The 17,191-nt window shown below is 42.0% G+C and carries 14 protein-coding genes and 1 pseudogene; 11 read left to right on the top strand and 4 right to left on the bottom strand.

Translation table 11 applies throughout. The features are described 5' to 3' along the window. The 6 genes and pseudogenes from HMPREF0519_RS09810 to pdxT all read left to right on the top strand — a co-directional run. Nucleotides 1-895 (top strand): mandelate racemase/muconate lactonizing enzyme family protein (locus HMPREF0519_RS09810; RefSeq protein ID WP_003635850.1); only part of this gene is annotated, 895 nt, incomplete at its 5' end. A 25-nt stretch (nt 896-920) separates the two neighbouring features. Further along, nucleotides 921-2,552: a peptide ABC transporter substrate-binding protein gene (locus HMPREF0519_RS09805; RefSeq protein WP_003635849.1), complete on the top strand. Its 1,632-nt coding sequence runs from the start codon at nt 921-923 to the stop codon at nt 2,550-2,552. A 15-nt stretch (nt 2,553-2,567) separates the two neighbouring features. Beyond that, a complete protein-coding gene (locus HMPREF0519_RS09800; protein WP_003635847.1) occupies nt 2,568-4,610 on the top strand; it encodes a CocE/NonD family hydrolase in 2,043 nt (680 codons plus the stop codon). 426 nt (nt 4,611-5,036) lie between these two features. Further along, complete coding sequence (locus HMPREF0519_RS14685; RefSeq protein WP_003635844.1) at nt 5,037-5,327, top strand: beta/alpha barrel domain-containing protein; 291 nt, start codon at nt 5,037-5,039, stop codon at nt 5,325-5,327. Next, nucleotides 5,327-5,569: a beta/alpha barrel domain-containing protein gene (locus HMPREF0519_RS14680; RefSeq protein ID WP_003635842.1), complete on the top strand. Its 243-nt coding sequence runs from the start codon at nt 5,327-5,329 to the stop codon at nt 5,567-5,569. The genes HMPREF0519_RS14685 and HMPREF0519_RS14680 overlap by 1 nt, the downstream gene beginning before the upstream one ends. Nucleotides 5,570-5,681: 112 nt before the next feature. After that, nucleotides 5,682-6,166: pseudogene (gene pdxT / locus HMPREF0519_RS09785) on the top strand (pyridoxal 5'-phosphate synthase glutaminase subunit PdxT). A 111-nt stretch (nt 6,167-6,277) separates the two neighbouring features. Here the strand turns inward: pdxT and HMPREF0519_RS09780 are convergent. After that, nucleotides 6,278-6,607 (bottom strand): hypothetical protein, encoded by a 330-nt coding sequence (locus tag HMPREF0519_RS09780; protein ID WP_003635837.1) that lies wholly within the window; start codon nt 6,605-6,607, stop codon nt 6,278-6,280. A 218-nt stretch (nt 6,608-6,825) separates the two neighbouring features. Here HMPREF0519_RS09780 and HMPREF0519_RS09775 point away from each other — a divergent pair, with 218 nt between their 5' ends. Then, complete coding sequence (locus HMPREF0519_RS09775; RefSeq protein ID WP_003635836.1) at nt 6,826-7,776, top strand: L-lactate dehydrogenase; 951 nt, start codon at nt 6,826-6,828, stop codon at nt 7,774-7,776. 142 nt (nt 7,777-7,918) lie between these two features. Here the strand turns inward: HMPREF0519_RS09775 and phnX are convergent, their stop codons facing one another. After that, on the bottom strand, nt 7,919-8,710 hold the full coding sequence (gene phnX / locus HMPREF0519_RS09770) for a phosphonoacetaldehyde hydrolase (protein ID WP_003635835.1): 792 nt from the start codon (nt 8,708-8,710) through the stop codon (nt 7,919-7,921). An 846-nt stretch (nt 8,711-9,556) separates the two neighbouring features. Here phnX and HMPREF0519_RS09760 point away from each other — a divergent pair. The 4 genes from HMPREF0519_RS09760 (at nt 9,557) to HMPREF0519_RS09745 (ending at nt 14,126) form a co-directional block, all read left to right on the top strand. Beyond that, nucleotides 9,557-9,922: a hypothetical protein gene (locus tag HMPREF0519_RS09760; RefSeq protein WP_003635828.1), complete on the top strand. Its 366-nt coding sequence runs from the start codon at nt 9,557-9,559 to the stop codon at nt 9,920-9,922. A gap of 68 nt (nt 9,923-9,990) precedes the next feature. Then, nucleotides 9,991-11,136, top strand: coding sequence for a glycerate kinase family protein (locus HMPREF0519_RS09755; RefSeq protein ID WP_040472789.1), 1,146 nt, complete (start codon nt 9,991-9,993; stop codon nt 11,134-11,136). Between the two features lie 233 nt (nt 11,137-11,369). Continuing rightward, nucleotides 11,370-12,797, top strand: a complete 1,428-nt coding sequence (locus HMPREF0519_RS09750) for an APC family permease (protein WP_003635823.1) — start codon at nt 11,370-11,372, stop codon at nt 12,795-12,797. A 306-nt stretch (nt 12,798-13,103) separates the two neighbouring features. Next, the gene (locus HMPREF0519_RS09745) at nt 13,104-14,126 is read left to right on the top strand and encodes an alpha/beta hydrolase (protein ID WP_003635820.1); all 1,023 of its coding nucleotides are present in this window, start codon (nt 13,104-13,106) and stop codon (nt 14,124-14,126) included. Nucleotides 14,127-14,216: 90 nt separating this feature from the next. Here HMPREF0519_RS09745 and queG read toward each other — a convergent pair whose 3' ends face one another. Both queG and HMPREF0519_RS09735 read right to left on the bottom strand, forming a co-directional pair. Beyond that, nucleotides 14,217-15,383, bottom strand: a complete 1,167-nt coding sequence (gene queG / locus HMPREF0519_RS09740; RefSeq protein WP_003635817.1) for a tRNA epoxyqueuosine(34) reductase QueG — start codon at nt 15,381-15,383, stop codon at nt 14,217-14,219. A gap of 207 nt (nt 15,384-15,590) precedes the next feature. Further along, the gene (locus HMPREF0519_RS09735) at nt 15,591-16,985 is read right to left on the bottom strand and encodes an amino acid permease (RefSeq protein ID WP_003635815.1); all 1,395 of its coding nucleotides are present in this window, start codon (nt 16,983-16,985) and stop codon (nt 15,591-15,593) included. Between the last annotated feature and the right edge of the window lie 206 nt (nt 16,986-17,191).

Raw genomic sequence — 17,191 nt, 5'->3', positions numbered from 1 at the left:
CGACAGTGAATTGGCATCGTTACCATTAATTATTGACTCATTGCGTGGCAAAGATCCAAGAAATATTGAAAATAACCACGTTTTAATGGAAGAAACCATTGTTGGGCATACGGCTCTTAAAGCCGGCATTGATATTGCTCTATATGATATTTTGGGTAAGGATGCGGGACTACCCGTCTATCAATTACTCGGTGGTGCTTCAAATTCAATTAAAACAGACATCACGATCTCAATTGGTGAACCCGAACAAATGGCAACTGAAGCACAGCAATACGTTTCTAGTGGCTTCTCACAACTGAAAGTTAAGGCCGGTATTGATCCTCATGCCGATGAACAGGCCATTCAAGCCATTCTAAATACGGTTACTCCGACAACCGAAATTAAAGTGGATGCCAATCAAGGATGGACGGCAAAACAGACAATCGCCATAATGGAAAAATTCAAGGGCACTAATTTAGATGCAGTAGAACAACCGTTACCCTATTGGCAACATGAACAAAACAAGCTGATTCGTCAGTCGATCACTCAAAATCTCATGCTTGATGAAAGCGTTCATTCACCAAGTGACGCAATGACCGCCATAAAAAACGGTGAGGCTGACCTGATCAACATCAAATTAATGAAGTCCAAGGGCATTTTTGGCGCTGAAGGGATTAATAAGATTGCTGAGTCCGCCGGTTTAAACTGCATGATCGGCTGCATGGCCGAAACCAGCATCGGCATCTGCGCCGCGGTCCATTTTGCCGCAGCACATTCAAACGTGGCCTATTGTGACCTGGACAGTTTTATGATGTTTAAACAGCCAAAATGGTTACTGGATAAAGGATTTACACAGGAACAGGATCGACTACAGTTGAGCGATAAACCAGGATTGGGTATTAACGTTAACTTTTAATCTGACACTGAGGGGTGTACATATCATGAATAAACGAAAAATTTTTCTAACAGTCGCTGTCGCGAGTACGGTTTTATTAGCAGCCTGTGGTAAGCAAAGCAAGTCATCACAGGACAAGAAGAGCGCTAGTTTCGGTCTCAATACCGAAGTAGCCTCAATGGATACATTAAAAGCACAGGATCCCAATAGTTTTGACGTCCAAGCCGCCGTTTTTAGCGGGTTATATCGCATGAACAACAAGGATGAGGTTGTTGACGATATTGCAAAAGGCATGCCAAAATTATCCAACGGTAACAAAACATACACCATTAACCTGCGTCACAATGCTAAATGGTCCAATGGAAAATCTGTCACCGCCGACGACTTTGTCTACGCATGGCAACGAGGTGCCAACCCCAAAACCAAGAGTAACTATGCGTTTATCATTCAAACCATTTTGAAAAACGGTACCCAAATTGCTACCGGAAAGATGAGCCCCAGTAAATTAGGTGTTAAAGCGCTCGGAAAATACAAACTTCAGGCTACTTTGCAAAAACCAACGCCTTACTTTAAATCATTATTGACTTTCAATCCTTATTTTCCACAAAACAAAGCTTTTGTTGAAAAGGTTGGCAGCCAGTATGCCACTTCACCAAGTAAAATGATTTATAATGGTCCATTCAAGGTTTCTTCCTATTCACTGGGTGCAAACACACTCTCACTTACCAAGAACACTAAGTATCGAGGACCTGTGAAAGCCAAGCTGGACAAACTGAATTTTCAAGTTGTTAAAAGCTCGACAACGGGTTTGAACCAATATCAAGCCAATAAACTGGACATGACTTTCCTAACAAATAATTTAGTGAAGAATAATAAAAATCGGGCCGGATTTAAAACAATTCCAAATTCAATGATTACTTACTTACAATTTAATATGCGGCAAAAAGCCAAATTACCATTTCAAAATAAATCTTTGAGGCAGGCAATCGCAAATTCAATTAATACCAAACAGCTTGCCAGTAAAATTCTTCAAGACGGTTCTTCACCATTAACCGGTTATATCCCACCAAAGTTTGTTAAAAATTCAGCTACCGGCAAAGATTTTAGACAAGAAGGCGGTAAGCTTTACGTAGCGGATAAAGCCAAAGCTTCCTCACAGTGGAAACAAGCTCAAAAACAACTTGGTCAAAAATCCCTCACCCTCCAACTACTCATTGATGATGAGGATTGGCAAAAATCAACCGGAGAGTTTCTACAGTCTGAACTGGAAAAAAGTCTCCCCGGACTGAAAGTCTCAATCCGTGTTCTCCCCCAACAGCAGGAATTAGGCCTGGTTGCTCAAGGTAAATATCAAATGGTCCTTGCTCAATGGGGACCGGACTTTCAAGATCCAACAACCTACCTGGCCAATTATACCAACACCCCGGGCAGGGCAGCCGGTTATGATAATCCAAAATACGATCAACTGATTAACGCTGCCAATGGTAAAGATGTCAATAATCCCGCTAAACGTTTTGCCGACTTCCACGCAGCAGAGAAACTGATTGTTAAGGATCAGCAGGTCATGGTACCGCTTAACCAGCAAGTTTATTCAATCCTTCAACAACCCAAGTTGGCCGGGGTAACTCATCACATGGTCGGCGCACCATTCACTTACGCAACAGCTTATTGGAAATAGGAGGCATGATGACCATTGCAATTTGATTTCTATCAATCAGGTATTAAACAAGCTACGTTCTATGTGCAGGACAAAACAATCGAAGTTGAGGGCTTTCAACAGCCCAGATCGGTTTTAACCAAAGAACTGGATCAGCGCTACCAGTCCAAACTACACACTTCACCACAACACTTTTTTGAAAAATACCTCTTCACATCTTTGAATTTTTCAGGAAATGAGCTGAGAACCCAAAACGGTGAACACTTTCAAAAGAGGCAAGATGGGCACCTATGGATTCAACGCCGTCAAAAACCGGCTGTCAATCTCGTTGTGTCCGATGGCAAATTAGTCGGCTGCCAAATCGCTGTGAGAAATATTATTGCTGTTCTTATTCGTCCAGGTTATGAAAACCTGACTATCCTAAAGATGTGGCAGGATAATCACTTATTAATGCAAAAACCATTCCCAATCGCCAGTCAGACTACCCAGATGGTCAAAATGAGCGACGGTACCCAACTTGCAACGGAAGTTTTCATCCCCGATGATGGCCAGAAAACCCATCCTGTCATTTTGGAACGAACGCCGTACGGTCGGGAAATGTATTATGATGACGAACAACGTTTTGTTCAGCGGGGGTACGTTCTTGTGATTCAAGATGTCCGTGGTAGAAATGACTCTCAGGGCGAATGGCTGCCGATGTACTACGAGCGTGATGATGGTCGGGATACGATCAACTGGCTGGCCAACCAACCATGGTCCAACGGTAATGTCGGCATGATCGGGGGTTCGTATGGTGGATACGTTCAATGGGCGGCTGCCTCTTCGGCAACACCCCACCTCAAGGCCCTTGTCAGCATGGTAACAGCGGGTGGCCCATTTAATGACACCATTTATAAAAACGGCGCCCCGATTTCAGGCAGCCTTGCCTGGTTCTTCTCCACAGCCGAAAAAAAGTTCAATATGGCGAATATGCAGAGAGATGATTGGAACGACTTAATGAAAGTCCGGCCGCTTTCTCAAATTCCGGTTAAAGGACTGGGACATGAAATTCCCGGTTTCAGCAAATTTATGGCGCACAAATCAGCAGATGCTTTTATGGAGAATATGGATTGGAAAGCCCGTTCGGCTCAAATCCACGTTCCCGCCCTGATTCAAAGCGGCTGGTTCGACGATAATGGTGTCGGGACAACCGAAGCTATCCGCGCAACCAATCATTACCCCGCCGGTACCCGAAAGCTGATCCTCGGACCTTGGGTGCACAGTGGTAATGCCCAATATGATTTGGGACCGTATCATTTGGGAGAACATGCGCTTCGATTCGATATTGATCTCCAGCACGTCCGCTGGTTTGATCACTTCTTAAATGGTGTCAAAAATGGTATTGAAAAAGAGCCCCTTTTGGACTACTACACGCTTAACACCGACAAATGGCGAACGGCAGACAGCTTTCCGGTTAATCCACAATCTTCTAAATTGTTCCTGGATGCCAAGAAGCAAACGCTTGATTGGAAACCGTCAAAGAAAACAGAATCATCCAGTTACGTTTACGACCCAGCAACCCCCACACCTCATTTAATTGACGTTTCCGCCAATGAGTTGGAGTTTCCAAACGATTATACACAAGTTGAAAAACGATTCGATGTGATTTCTTTTACAACCAGTCCGTTAACAACACCAATGACGATTACCGGCTGGTTCAAAGCAGTCTTTTACGCTAGTAGTTCAGCCGTGGATACAGATTGGGTGGTTCGTCTGACAGATGTAACGCCCAACGGTCAGTCTGTTAACATTGCAGACGGTGTCCTCAACGCAAAATTTCGCAATGACTTGTCAACGCCCGATTTAATGACACCGGGAACCATTTATCAATTCACTGTCGAAACCCAAAAGACTTCTATCAAATTACCGATCGGTCATCGCCTGAGATTGAACATTGCCAGTGCCGCCGAAAATTTGGTTTTTCCAAACAGCAACACACGTGCCGGTGCAGATTCTATTAACGGCATCAAAGCAACTCAAACAATTTATACCGGAGAATCCTACCCGTCCCATTTACTTTTCAATCAGGATAACGGTTAATAAAAGAAAGCCCTCGATTCGATTCTAGTTAAAAATCGGACTGAGGGTATTTTTTTGCCTTGCAAGTTAATAAAAATATTATTGTCTATCGGATAAACCGGTCAGACTGCCCACATCAACGACACCAATCGAAATCGCATAACGGTTCTTCTTTCCAAAATATCATCAACTACCTCACCCAATTTAGCATTGATAAACGCTGTTAATGTCCACATGCTTGTAAAAATAAGATCAATACTAATATTCTTTTAAACACCCTGCTACATAGTTCATCGTTCACTAGTATTTTTCTAATTACTATCTTTTTAACAATACCTATAGTAGGTTTTGCATTTATAGGCAAGCAAATTGTCGGTACTGACACTGTCAAACGTGGCATGATGTAAATGCAAAAAATGGTGTCACTCGGATGTCGAGAATCCTTCCATGATTGAATCAATCATGGACATCGTTTCAATTCGGGTTATGGCCAAAGCACGTATCGGCCACTCAGCTGAAGCCAGAGTACTTGAAGCCGTTGGTGTTGTCTATATTGGTGAAAGTGAATTTTTATCCCCCACCGATAATGAGTATCACATTTTGAAAAATGAGTATACCGTTCCCTTCGTTTGTGGATGCCGTAATTTAGGTGAAGCACTTCGTCGAATCGATGAAGGTACTTCAATACTGCGGACAAAAAGTGAATCAGGGACGTTGCTGCAAAACCCGATCAATTAATGACGATTGCCCACGATTTAAAAGCACCTCAAGAATTGGTTAAGCGGGTTCACAAAAATGACAAATTAACTGTTATCAACTTGGCATCGGCAGGTGTTTCAACACCTGCCGATGCCGCATTGTTAATGAATTTGGGCTCGGATGGCACTTTCATTGGTTCAGAGATTTTCAAATCAAGACCCCATCAAAATTTGCCAAAGCCGTTGTCCAGGAAACTGCACATCCTACCGATTACAAGTTGATTGCAGAAGTTTCAAAGAATCTTGACGATCCAATGAAGGGGATTAATATGTCCGAATTAAGTGAAACTGATTTAATGGAAACTCGAGGCAACTAGAAAAGGGCCTTGAATCAATGATCGGTATTTTATCACTTCAAGGCGCCATTAGCGAACATGCATCAGTCCTTAATAAGATTGGTGTCTCAAATAAAGCCGTCCTCAACCAAAACGACCTGAAGGGACCCGTTGGTCTGATCATCCCCGGTGATGAAAGTACCGCAATTAAGAAACTAATGGCTTACAACCACTTGTTTCCGGCAATTAAAAAATTGATTCAGGAAGGTCTGCCAACTTTTGACACCTGTGCTGGAATAGTTTTATTATCTCAACCAGAGTCGTTCGACACGTTAAAAGTCACGGTTTCCGTAATGGCTTTAGCCGCCAGCAGCAGAGCTTTGAGGAAGATCTTCATTTTGACGCTTTGGCCGATCCTTTTCACGCCGTATTTATCCGGGCACCTTATTTAACAAACGTCGCTGATGACGTCAACGTATTGGCAACTGCCCTTCATCCGGAACTAACAGACGATGTCTGCTTACACGAATATTTTGTTAATTAACAGTGAATCTAGTCCTGATTGAATAAAATCAAGCAATGTAAATAGCAAAAAAGTAAGGGAATAAAGGGCACACAAAGTTACCTCGATTCCCTTACTTTTGATTTTTAACACTTAACCATTAACCAATAATTCCATTTGACCTTTTTGAGGCGCAAAGTTGATCCCAACCAAAGGTTCTCTCAGTATTTTGCCATACTCGTCCAATACATCATCAGGCAATGGCGTATGATTTTGCAGCGACGCTAAAACGTCCCCAGCATCGTGTGCAGCACTCAAATCAATAAACAGGTTGATTTTGTTGATTTTGTTAACAACATCTCGAAACAGATCCGTTAACAAGCTGTTAGGCTTCCCCGCAACGTCAGTTATCACAACTTGAGAAGAATCAAAACCAAAGTGATTAAAACTGACCATTTTTAATACATCGAATAAATTATCCATTGCCCTGCAGTCCCTTCATTACGATTACCTTATTAATTAATTATAGTCATATCGGGTTCTGAATGGAAAGTAATTTAACCTTTTAATCTAAAATCCCGCTTTGATCAAAAGACAAAAAGAAGAAATCTCATTTTATTAAAATAATCTTTTAAAATAATGAGTTAGCGTGTTATACTAAATAAATAGTATTCATATTATATTTTGAGAGGTGCACATATATGACAAGAAAAATTGGTGTTATCGGTATGGGCCATGTTGGCTCAACAGTTGCTCACTACATAGTTGCAGACGGATTTGCAGATGATTTGGTATTAATCGATACAAATGAAAAAAAAGTAAACGCAGACGCAACGGACTTTGAAGATGCAATGTCTAACCTGCCCGTTCATACAAACCTGATCATTAATGACTATTCAGCTCTTAAAGATGCCGATGTCGTCATTTCAGCAGTTGGAAATATCGGTCTTCAAAAGGATAATAAAGAACATGATCGCTTTATCGAGCTGCCTTTCACTAAGAAAGCCGTCAAATCGATTAGTCAAAAATTGAAAGACTCAGGGTTCAGCGGCATTCTAGTCAACATCACAAACCCATGTGATGTGATCACAACGATGTATCAGCATTTCACAGGCTTCCCTAAAAACCGTGTTATCGGTACAGGGACGTTATTGGACTCTTCACGAATGAGGCGAGCTGTTTCGGCGGAATTGAAAATCGATCCCCGTTCAGTAACCGGTTATAACCTTGGTGAACATGGAAATTCCCAATTTACTGCTTGGTCAGTAGTTCGCGTACTGGGTCAGCCAATGACAAAGGTTGCCGCTGAACGACACATTGATTTATCCAAGCTTGATGAAGTTGCGCGAGCCGGTGGCTATACTGTTTTCCATGGCAAGCACTACACAAATTATGGTATTGCATCGGCAGCCGTGCGTTTGGCAAACATTATTATCAGTGATGCCCATACGGAAATCCCAGTTTCCAACTATCACGAAGAATATGGAACTTATCTCTCCTATCCAGCGATAGTTGGACGAGATGGCATCATTGAACAAATAAAACTTAATTTAACGGATGATGAAAAAGAAAAGCTACAGACTTCAGCAAATTATATCCGAACCCGTTTTGAGGATACACTCGCTGATATGGAAGGTGCAAAAGCTAACTAAATAATTTAGTCATTGTTGATGTTTAAAAGGTGAGGCCAGACGTGGCCTCACCTTTTTATGTTATCTGCTAATTGTTGCCTATCCAACAATTCGTGTCTGAAAACAACGCGTTAAGAATCAAATTTGAGAACGTTCGGTTTCTTTATGAAACGACATTTTCAGAATCCAATTCCTTAATCAGTCTCAACAAATCCTTGGCATTTTCAACAACGTAGTCTGCTCCTGCTTTTTCCAATTCAGCCGCAACTTGATTTTTCATCGAGTTTCGCCTTACAAACGGCAGAATACTGAATTCCTGTTGGGACATACCAATTAAACTGCTGCCCTCAATCATCCCAATAGTGACAACGCCTGCGTCTTTACCCTCTAAAATATCTTTTGGCGGATCTCCAACCTTAATCACTGTTCTCGGATTTCGGATTCTGAGTTTCCTCATTGCCTGGCTAATCATGTCTGAATCAAGACAATCGGTACGATTAAGATCTTCGGCAGTAATATTAATAAACGGGTCAAAGCCCTGCTCACTTGCCAGAGGTAAAATCTGGTCCAACATTTCCTTTGTGTATTGAGTAGTTGTCGCAAATCGAATCCCTTGTGTTCTTAAATATGAAATTAACGTTGGCATCCCCGCTTTTACTTTGGCAATCTGCGGTAATACTTCCATGACGTTTCTATTAAACCACTTGTATATCTGGGAAATGCCCTCTTCCAACGATATATCCGGATGCATTATGTACCACCTTTTTTGAATATCTTCACGCCCCATTAAGGTTTTTATCTGGGTTAACGGTTCCAGGCCAACTTCTTGGCGTAATTCCGCAAAGGTGACTTCGATGCCAAATTGCTTAAGCGTCTTTTTAATCGTCATTGCTGGCGCCTGGTTTCCATAATCAATTGTTGTGCCGGCCCAATCAAATATAACTGCTCGAATCATCGTTCGTTCTCCTTTTATTTAAGTAGTCACTCACTTACTTCTTTATTGTATAGAGAACGTGTAAGTATTTAATGTCATAAATATGAGAGTTATGTAAGCATAACCACACCGGAAACCATTAATGTATCAGGGGTTCCAGGATTTTTAAATTCATTAACTTTTTTATCCACGTTCCATAATTTATGTACGCAGAGAAGCATTTGTATTTTTTAAAAGTTGCAAAATAATGTTAATCGTCACGTTTTCCTCGAACATTTCTCTCAAATTGGTCACAATTTTTACATGATCAACGTCTAAAATATAAAAATAGTATCCCCTGAATTCAAAATAACTCATTTCATAGAGGAGCAATGGCCCTTGCAACTTACAAAACAACTCGTTTTAAACGATCTCATTTCATTAATGGATACGACTCGAAATAAAGCCATCACAAGTATTAAACTTCTTAAGCCCGATGACCTCCCACTTACCACCCCAACCTGGCAAGCGAACCAATTTTTTCTAATCCCAGCCTTGCTCAATTTAACGTTGCCTCGGAATTGGCAAAACAACTTTTAAATGAATACCCAACGGCAAAAAGAATCGTTGGTCAATACCAGCCGGGAATCATAGTCTACCTCGTTGAGCAGTACGAGGCAGACTACAAGAATCCCCGAAACGTCAAAATAGTTGTAAATACCTGGTTAGGCATCAATAGCCTAGAAGAATAGCCGGTGCTTTCTTTAGAATTTCGTCATCAAACTGTCATCTCTATCACTTGCACAGATAACAATTGCCACATATAATATTAACTATAGTGAAGGGGTTATTCATAAGCTGAGTTAAGAATCACCAAGGAGCTTATGAATGAATGTAACGAAACAACGTATTATTAATGATTTAATTAATATTATGACCGATCATCAAGACAGTGCCATTCGCAATTTATCAATGCGGATTCTAAAGAATGGTAATCAAAACAGAACCGTTCATCCAACGCCGTTTCCGGAAGAGTCAATCCCATCAAACCATAGTCTCGCCTGTTTTAACGTTGCAGCTGAATTGACTAATTTAATGATGAATAATGTTGACATGACAAAACTTATCGTCAAAAAATACACACCGGGTATTGTTGATGCGTTGGTTCACCGGAATCCGACCGACTACAACAATCCTCATAATGTTGAACGGGTGATCAACAATTGGCTTGGAATCAAAACAACTGAACACTAACAAAATGCCATGGACTAACTATCTCTTGGCATTTTTTATTCTGTAGATAATAGATAAGAGGTTAAATGATGAAATTTGTAATTGCGCCAGACTCATTCAAGGGTGGTCTTTCCGCCAAAGAAGTTGCGGAAGCCATCAAAAAAGGCATCAAATGCGTTTATCCCAACGCAATATATAGCTTGGTCCCCATGGCAGATGGCGGTGAAGGAACGGTCCGATCTTTAGTGGATGCGACAAATGGTACCTTTATCACGGAAAAAGTAACCGGGCCCCTCGGCAATCCGGTCGACGCAACCTTCGGCATTCTAGGTAACGGAACCACCGGTGTCATAGAAATGTCTCAGGCCAGTGGATTACAATATGTCACCGACAAAACCGCCAATCCTTTGAAAACCACTACATACGGTACCGGCCAATTAATCCTCAAGGCCTTGGACCACGGTATCTCCGAACTGATTTTGGGAATTGGCGGCAGTGCCACAAATGACGGCGGTGCCGGAATGGCTCAGGCACTGGGCGCACGTCTACTGGATCAAAACCACCATGACATTTCATTTGGAGGTGGTCATCTTAATGAACTCGCCAAAATTGAGATATCGACGATCGATCCACGCATCAAAAAACTGAAGCTTTTAATTGCTTCAGATGTCACCAACCCGTTAATTGGTCAAAATGGTGCATCAATGGTTTTTGGACCGCAAAAGGGTGGCACGCCTAAGATGGTCAAGAGGCTTGACCAAAATTTATCCCATTATGCGACACTTATTTTTCAACAGTTAGGGAAAGATTTGGCTCACTATTCCGGTGCAGGAGCAGCCGGTGGCCTGGGTGCCGGCCTACTCGCTTTTACCAATGCAAAAATGCTTAGAGGTGTCGACCTTGTGATTAAATACAGTGGCCTAAGAGAAAAGGCCAAAAATGCAACTTTCGTTTTTACCGGTGAGGGCGGCATCGATTTTCAAACCAAATTCGGTAAGACTCCCTTTGGTGTTGCTCTGGCTACAAAGCAGGTTGCTCCCAACGCTCCAGTAATTGTGATTGCTGGAAATGTCGGCGACGGTATCAACAGCCTTTACGCTGATAACGCCATTGATGCCATTTTCACTAGTGTCTCTGGTGTTAAAACCATAAACGAAGCACTTCGCTTTGCACAACACGATATTTCCCAAGTCTCAGAAAACATTGCCCGACTTATTCACGCCACACAAAAATGACTTCGATAATCACAACAGCTTACATCAAGAAATTTTTGCTTGGCACTTTCTTTGAGCTCAAATCCGAGTATACCATTCATCAATCCTTTATAATTCTCAATAGAGATAGTAAGAAAAGATTATTCTCGACATCTGAATGATTTGTTGGATTCAAAATGACCGATTCCTTTATCATAAGCTGAATAAGACATCTTTCTTATTATTCAACAATTAATTACTCTGGAGGCATCTTTATGGCAAGTTCGCTAAAGAAAAACATCGGCTTTTACGGCCTTATTTCGTTGGGATCAGGAGGCGTTATTGGCAGCAGCTGGATCTATACCAATAGTCAATTCTTCAAGGCATACGGTGCCGGCGGTGAGATTTTTGGATTAATGATTGCGGCCGTTTTAGCGGTAATGGTTTCCCTGTCATTCGCTGAACTTTCAACCATTTTTACAAAATCTGGTGGTGAAGTGGTTTATGCCTACGCCGCTTTTGGCAAAAAAGGGGCGTTATTCGCCGGATGGGCATTGATTGGTTCGTACCTGAGTATCCTGGCATTTTTTGTAACCGCTTCAAGTTTGCTGATTTCCTATCTTTTTCCACAGATTTCAACCGGCCCTTATTACACATTTGCCGGTGTTAAGGTTCACTATTTGGAATTGGCCATTGGTATCGGCATTACCTTATTTATTTTTATCGTTAATTATTTTGGTGCCAGATTAACGGGAAATGTTCAGATTATCCTATTCGCCGGCTTAATCATCCTCGGCGCGATTTTGGTGGTCGTCGGCTTTATCAAAGGAAAACCGGCTAACTTTTTACCGGCCTTTTATCCGCAGCAAAACAGTGTGTCATCGGTTATTCGCTTTGTTCTTCCGGCTATGACGTTTCTAACCGGTTGGGAATCGGTTGCCATTATGGCTGAAGAAGCAAATATTCCAAAAAAGCTAATTGGCAAAGTGGTTGTTTTCTCAATTATCATCGCTGCCATTTACTACATTTTGGTCTTATTATCATCTGCATTTATCCATCCTTGGAAACAAACCGCGAATATGGACATGGGGACCATCGACGCATTCAAGACAGCCGGCTTTCCGTTGTTGGGGACTTTTGCTTTTATTATTTCTTTTTTAGGATTGGCAACTAGTTTTCTAACACTTTTTGCCGCCACTCCCCGCTTAATCCTGTCATTGGCTCGCGGCAACATGCTTCCTGCCGGACTTGCTAAGGTTCATCCCAAGTTTGGTACACCGACAAACGCGCTTGGGTTAGTACTTGCACTTGTTTTGGGCATTGGCTGGCTTGGTAAGGGCGCACTTATTTACTTCTTGGACATCGGCGGTTTTCTGATCGCTTTGGCATGGTCATTCAATGCACTAAGCTTGTTTCGAATCCGAAAAAGGTATCCAACTTTAAAAGCCGGCTTTCGAATCAAACACCTTTTCTTCCCAGTCATAGGTGGTCTATTTGCATTCAGTATCTCCGCCATGACAGTTATTCCGGGAACCCCAATTTCTCTGGTCTGGCCTTACGAATATGTCGTTCTGGGAATCTGGATTATTCTTGGTTTAGTCGGCTTTTTAACCGGAAATCGGAAGAAAAAAGTCTCTGACGACTTTTTAGGACGGTCCCTGCAGGATCTCAAGTCGCCTGTCGATAAAAAGTCCGATCATTAACGCCATCATGTCGATCACAATTTAAACCAGCTTCAAAAGCGCCCAAAATAACCAATTTAGTAGCTATATCCGATAAAATAAATCATTTATTTGGGTGCTTCATTTATTCCAACACCTTGCTAATCATCCGCCTGGAATGAGAAGAAATATCACATACGCAATAATTATGGGGTTTTTTCTAAAAATGTAAGAAATAAGACATTTTTAATCATTTTGGCAGTATGAAACCTCATTTTCCATGGTACAATTTTATTTGTGTACAGATTTTTACACAAATATAACATGTAGTGAAGCAGGGAATAAAATATGATGACTAATCGGCACAGCAATATGTGGCGGATCGGATACTTTGCCCTTGGCAGCATCATCTTTATTGCGATTGGGCTTTTTCTTTGGCACGATCATCAAGACCAGGAACGTCTTGCTGAAGAAAATTACATTAATTCAAATACCCCAACCTTATTCATCCACGGTTGGGGCGGTACTCTGCGCTCCGAAAAGAAAATGGCTTCGGATGCAGAAGCCAGTGACGCTGCTCAACGACGGATGATCATTCGCGTTCATCCAAACGGAAAGATCGCCGTGACCGGGACAATCGAAAAATGGATGCGCAATCCGATCATTTTTCTTCGAATGGATAATAATCGTGCGGGTGAATTTCAATATGCCCGCTGGTTGACAAGGGTCTGCAAACTGCTTAAATCCAAGTATCATATTGATAATTTGAATTTCGTCGGTCACTCAATGGGCTCCTACGCCACCGTTTACTATAATATGATAAACGGTAACCGGCAGGATCTTCCAAGAGCAAATAAGCTCTGCTTACTTGCGGGTCCCTACAACGGGATTATTAATAACGGCAAGCAAAACCAGCCGATTACCGGACCACTGGCAAAATTATGGGACGATCAACCCAATGCAAACAAACTGCTTAAAAATGGTCGCCCCAAAACGATTCATCCTGAATATCAAATGTTAAATCAACTGAAGGATCGCATACCCCGTCAAATCAGAATTTTAAACATTTATGGCGATTTAAACGACGGATCCAATTCCGATGGCGTGGTCACAACCGAGTCCGCCCTGTCGTTGGGGTATTTAGTTAAAGGGCGCGTCAACTACTATCAAACCTTCAAAGCAACCGGACCCAATGCGCAGCATAGTGAATTACATAATCACAATTTAGCGGTAGACCGGTCACTCACCAATTTTCTTTGGGGTAAGCATTACAACATGTCCTCAAGTGCACCCAAGTACAATCCGATGTTGGATAAAATGATGAATCCGGGAATGGCTTTTAAACGTCAAAATCAGTTAAAAGCGCAATAAATCAGTTGTGATTAACAAAAAAAGAAATTGACTCAAACAAAATGAAGTTTGGTCAATTTCTTTTTGGTATCTAACCCTATCGGAACGCGATCATTTCAACGCATCTATCGTCTTCAATGCTCGCCGGTATTCCTTTAAAAGGGCTTCTTCCTGTCCCGAAGCCAATTCCTTTTGATATTGCTCAGCTACCTTGGCTCGACTGGTTGTCTCGTATGATCGGCTTAACCTCGCGACCGCATAGGCAGCGGTCGCCCTTATCATTGGCCGCGGATCTTGGCTCATGACATGCAAGAGATCATCCACAGCAGAGACATCTCCTAAATTAGCCAACGCAATAATGGCGTTTCGCTGCAGGGGTTTCTTACCCCGCCAGGCTCCCGCCATTTGACCGAATCGATCGTTAAACTGTTTGTTGCTCAATTTCAGCATCGGTAATAATTCTGGGCGAACCTTTTCGACATTCGGCTCCATTCGTTGATGTAAATGAAAATCCTTCCCACGATTAAACGGACAGGCGACTTGGCAAATATCGCAGCCATAAATCACATTTCGAATTTTAGGTCTAAATTCATCTGCCATTAATCCTTTGGTTTGCGTTTGATACGACAAACACCGCTGGGCATTCATTCGGCCATCACCCAACAATGCCTGCACCGGGCACGCATCAAGGCATCTCGTACATTCTCCACACTGACACGGAATCGGCGTGTCGGGTTCCAACTTCAAATCGGTGATCATTTCGCCCAAATACACAAATGACCCAAACTCCTCTGTGATCAATAAACCGTTTTTGCCGATGAATCCCAAACCCGCTCGATGGGCAACCGCCACGTCAATGAGCTGACCCGTATCTACCATTGGTTCGAATCTGGCCTTGCCCTCTCCGACAATGTCCTTGATCCGATCAATTAATAAAGCCATTTTTTCACGCAAAATATGATGATAGTCATCGCCCCATGACGCTCTGGCAAACTGGCCTCGCTTTAATCCGCTCCTTTTCGGCCGTTGCTTCATCCGACTAGGGTAAGCCAAAGCAATTGCAATAATCGATTGGGGATGGTCAAAGATTAACTTCGGATTTAACCGCTCATCAATATTTGGATGTTCAAAGCTGCTTGTGTGCCCAGCGGCTTTTTGGGCTTCAAGACTGCTTCTGAGTTCCTCAAAATCATCGGCGGTCGTGAAGCCGATTTTATCGATGCCGAGTTTCTTACTTTCGGTAATAATCTGTTGTTTTAACGTGACGGAAGCCGACATTCAAAACAGTCCTTTCCAAGTTGAGTCACCATTCAGCTCCCATCTTAACCTATTGAAATTTAATCAGTCAATTGTCGACAAAAAAATACCGCTGTCCCATGGATATGAACCCATATCCATGAGACAGCGGTATTTTTTGTTAACATTTCAATTAATTGTAAACCCGAAGCCGACAACTCATTCCATTCGGCAGGAAACGCCTAACGATCATTGGTCCATATTTGCCGGTACCAATTTTCGTTGACGGAAATACTCTAATCCGCCAAAGACCAATGTCCAAACAATTGCGCCAACAGCGCCAATGATATCTTCCGGAATAAAGAACAGACTAACGAAAATGACACCAAAGAAGAAAATGGTTAATGGACTAGTCACCTTATACCACGGCATCACAAACCCATTCGGCAGAAAGTCACTGGAAGCACGGTATTTTCTATGAGCAACCATTGCCAGTGTGTAAACGATAATGTACATATCGCTGGAAACCCCTGTAACAATCGTAAAGACTGAGGTGATCGCCGTTGTTAAACTCATCAATGGTGTGATTAAAACCAGTGCCGCCGATAAAATAATAGCAGCTGCCGGCACACCATTTTTGGAAATTTTGGCAAATGTCTTGTGCATCCAACTATTTTCGGGAACTTCGGTTGCCAACTGATAGAAATGTCGGCCTGCGGAGAAAATACAGCTATTCAGAGACGATGCCGCAGATGTTAAAACAACAAAGTTAATCATGGCAGCCGCTGCAGGAAATCCAGCAAGTTTGAAAACTTGAACAAACGGACTACTATTAGCTGACAAAGATGTCCACGGAATGATGCCCATGATCACGATTAAAGCGCCAATGTAAAACAAAAGAATTCTGAGTAATGTTTCATTAACGGCCTTTTTAATGACCGTATGCGGTGATTTCGCCTCACCAATCGTGATACTGACAAATTCAATTCCTTGAAAGGCGAAGAAAACCATCGGAAAAGCTGAAATGAAATTAAAGGCCCCATGTGGGAACAATGAGAAATTATGGAAAACATTTGTCAGTGACGCGTGTCCAAGCGGTGTTACCGAATGACTTGTCATCATAAAAATACCGGTAACAATCATAGCAACAATGGCAACAATTTTAATCATCGCAAACCAAAATTCTGCTTCACCAAAGAGCCGTGCGGCAATTAAGTTAACGCCTGCCAGAACGCCCAGAAAGATTAATTCAACAATCCACGAAGGAATGTTAGGGAACCAATATTGTACGTAAGTGGCTGTAGCAGTTAATTCAGCCATGCAGACAAACACCAGGCCAATCCAGTAGGTCCAACCAGTAAAGTGACCCACTGTCGGTCCTAAATATCGCGAAATAAATGAAACAAATGTATGTTGCGAAGGATCGGAGTAAAACATTTCTCCGATAGCCCGCATCATGAAGAAGAAAAACAGTCCTAATGTTAAATAGACTAGCATTACTGAAGGCCCTGTCTTGCTGATCGTGCTACCTGACCCTAAAAACAACCCCGTTCCAATCGTACCGCCGATAGCGATCATTTGAACGTGACGATTACTAAGGGCTCGCATTGTCCCATCTTGGTTTTCTACAATTTTTGATTTCATACACAATCCTCCTGCAAAATAAGAGCTAGATAAGATAAAAGTTAAAATGTTTCTCATTTGAATATCATTATTCTACCACATCTTTAATTTTTATGTTAGATTATTTCACATTAGTAACGTGTCATTAGCCCAAAAGTCCCGTTTTAAAGGCTTGATTCGTTCGAAAATATTTTTAATGTCATGATTCATCACAATTTATGTAAAAA

The organism is Lentilactobacillus hilgardii DSM 20176 = ATCC 8290 (assembly GCF_000159315.1).
In the GTDB taxonomy this organism is placed as follows: domain Bacteria; phylum Bacillota; class Bacilli; order Lactobacillales; family Lactobacillaceae; genus Lentilactobacillus; species Lentilactobacillus hilgardii.
This window is presented reverse-complemented; position numbering and strand designations above follow the sequence as displayed.

Coding starts and splice junctions, on each gene's coding strand:
- HMPREF0519_RS09805 (WP_003635849.1), top strand. CDS start 921: ATGAATAAACGAAAAATTTTTCTAACAGTCGCTGTCGCGAGTACGGTT.
- HMPREF0519_RS14685 (WP_003635844.1), top strand. CDS start 5,037: ATGATTGAATCAATCATGGACATCGTTTCAATTCGGGTTATGGCCAAA.
- HMPREF0519_RS14680 (WP_003635842.1), top strand. CDS start 5,327: ATGACGATTGCCCACGATTTAAAAGCACCTCAAGAATTGGTTAAGCGG.
- HMPREF0519_RS09780 (WP_003635837.1), bottom strand. CDS start 6,607: ATGGATAATTTATTCGATGTATTAAAAATGGTCAGTTTTAATCACTTT.
- HMPREF0519_RS09775 (WP_003635836.1), top strand. CDS start 6,826: ATGACAAGAAAAATTGGTGTTATCGGTATGGGCCATGTTGGCTCAACA.
- phnX (WP_003635835.1), bottom strand. CDS start 8,710: ATGATTCGAGCAGTTATATTTGATTGGGCCGGCACAACAATTGATTAT.
- HMPREF0519_RS09760 (WP_003635828.1), top strand. CDS start 9,557: ATGAATGTAACGAAACAACGTATTATTAATGATTTAATTAATATTATG.
- HMPREF0519_RS09755 (WP_040472789.1), top strand. CDS start 9,991: ATGAAATTTGTAATTGCGCCAGACTCATTCAAGGGTGGTCTTTCCGCC.
- HMPREF0519_RS09750 (WP_003635823.1), top strand. CDS start 11,370: ATGGCAAGTTCGCTAAAGAAAAACATCGGCTTTTACGGCCTTATTTCG.
- HMPREF0519_RS09745 (WP_003635820.1), top strand. CDS start 13,104: ATGATGACTAATCGGCACAGCAATATGTGGCGGATCGGATACTTTGCC.
- queG (WP_003635817.1), bottom strand. CDS start 15,383: ATGTCGGCTTCCGTCACGTTAAAACAACAGATTATTACCGAAAGTAAG.
- HMPREF0519_RS09735 (WP_003635815.1), bottom strand. CDS start 16,985: ATGAAATCAAAAATTGTAGAAAACCAAGATGGGACAATGCGAGCCCTT.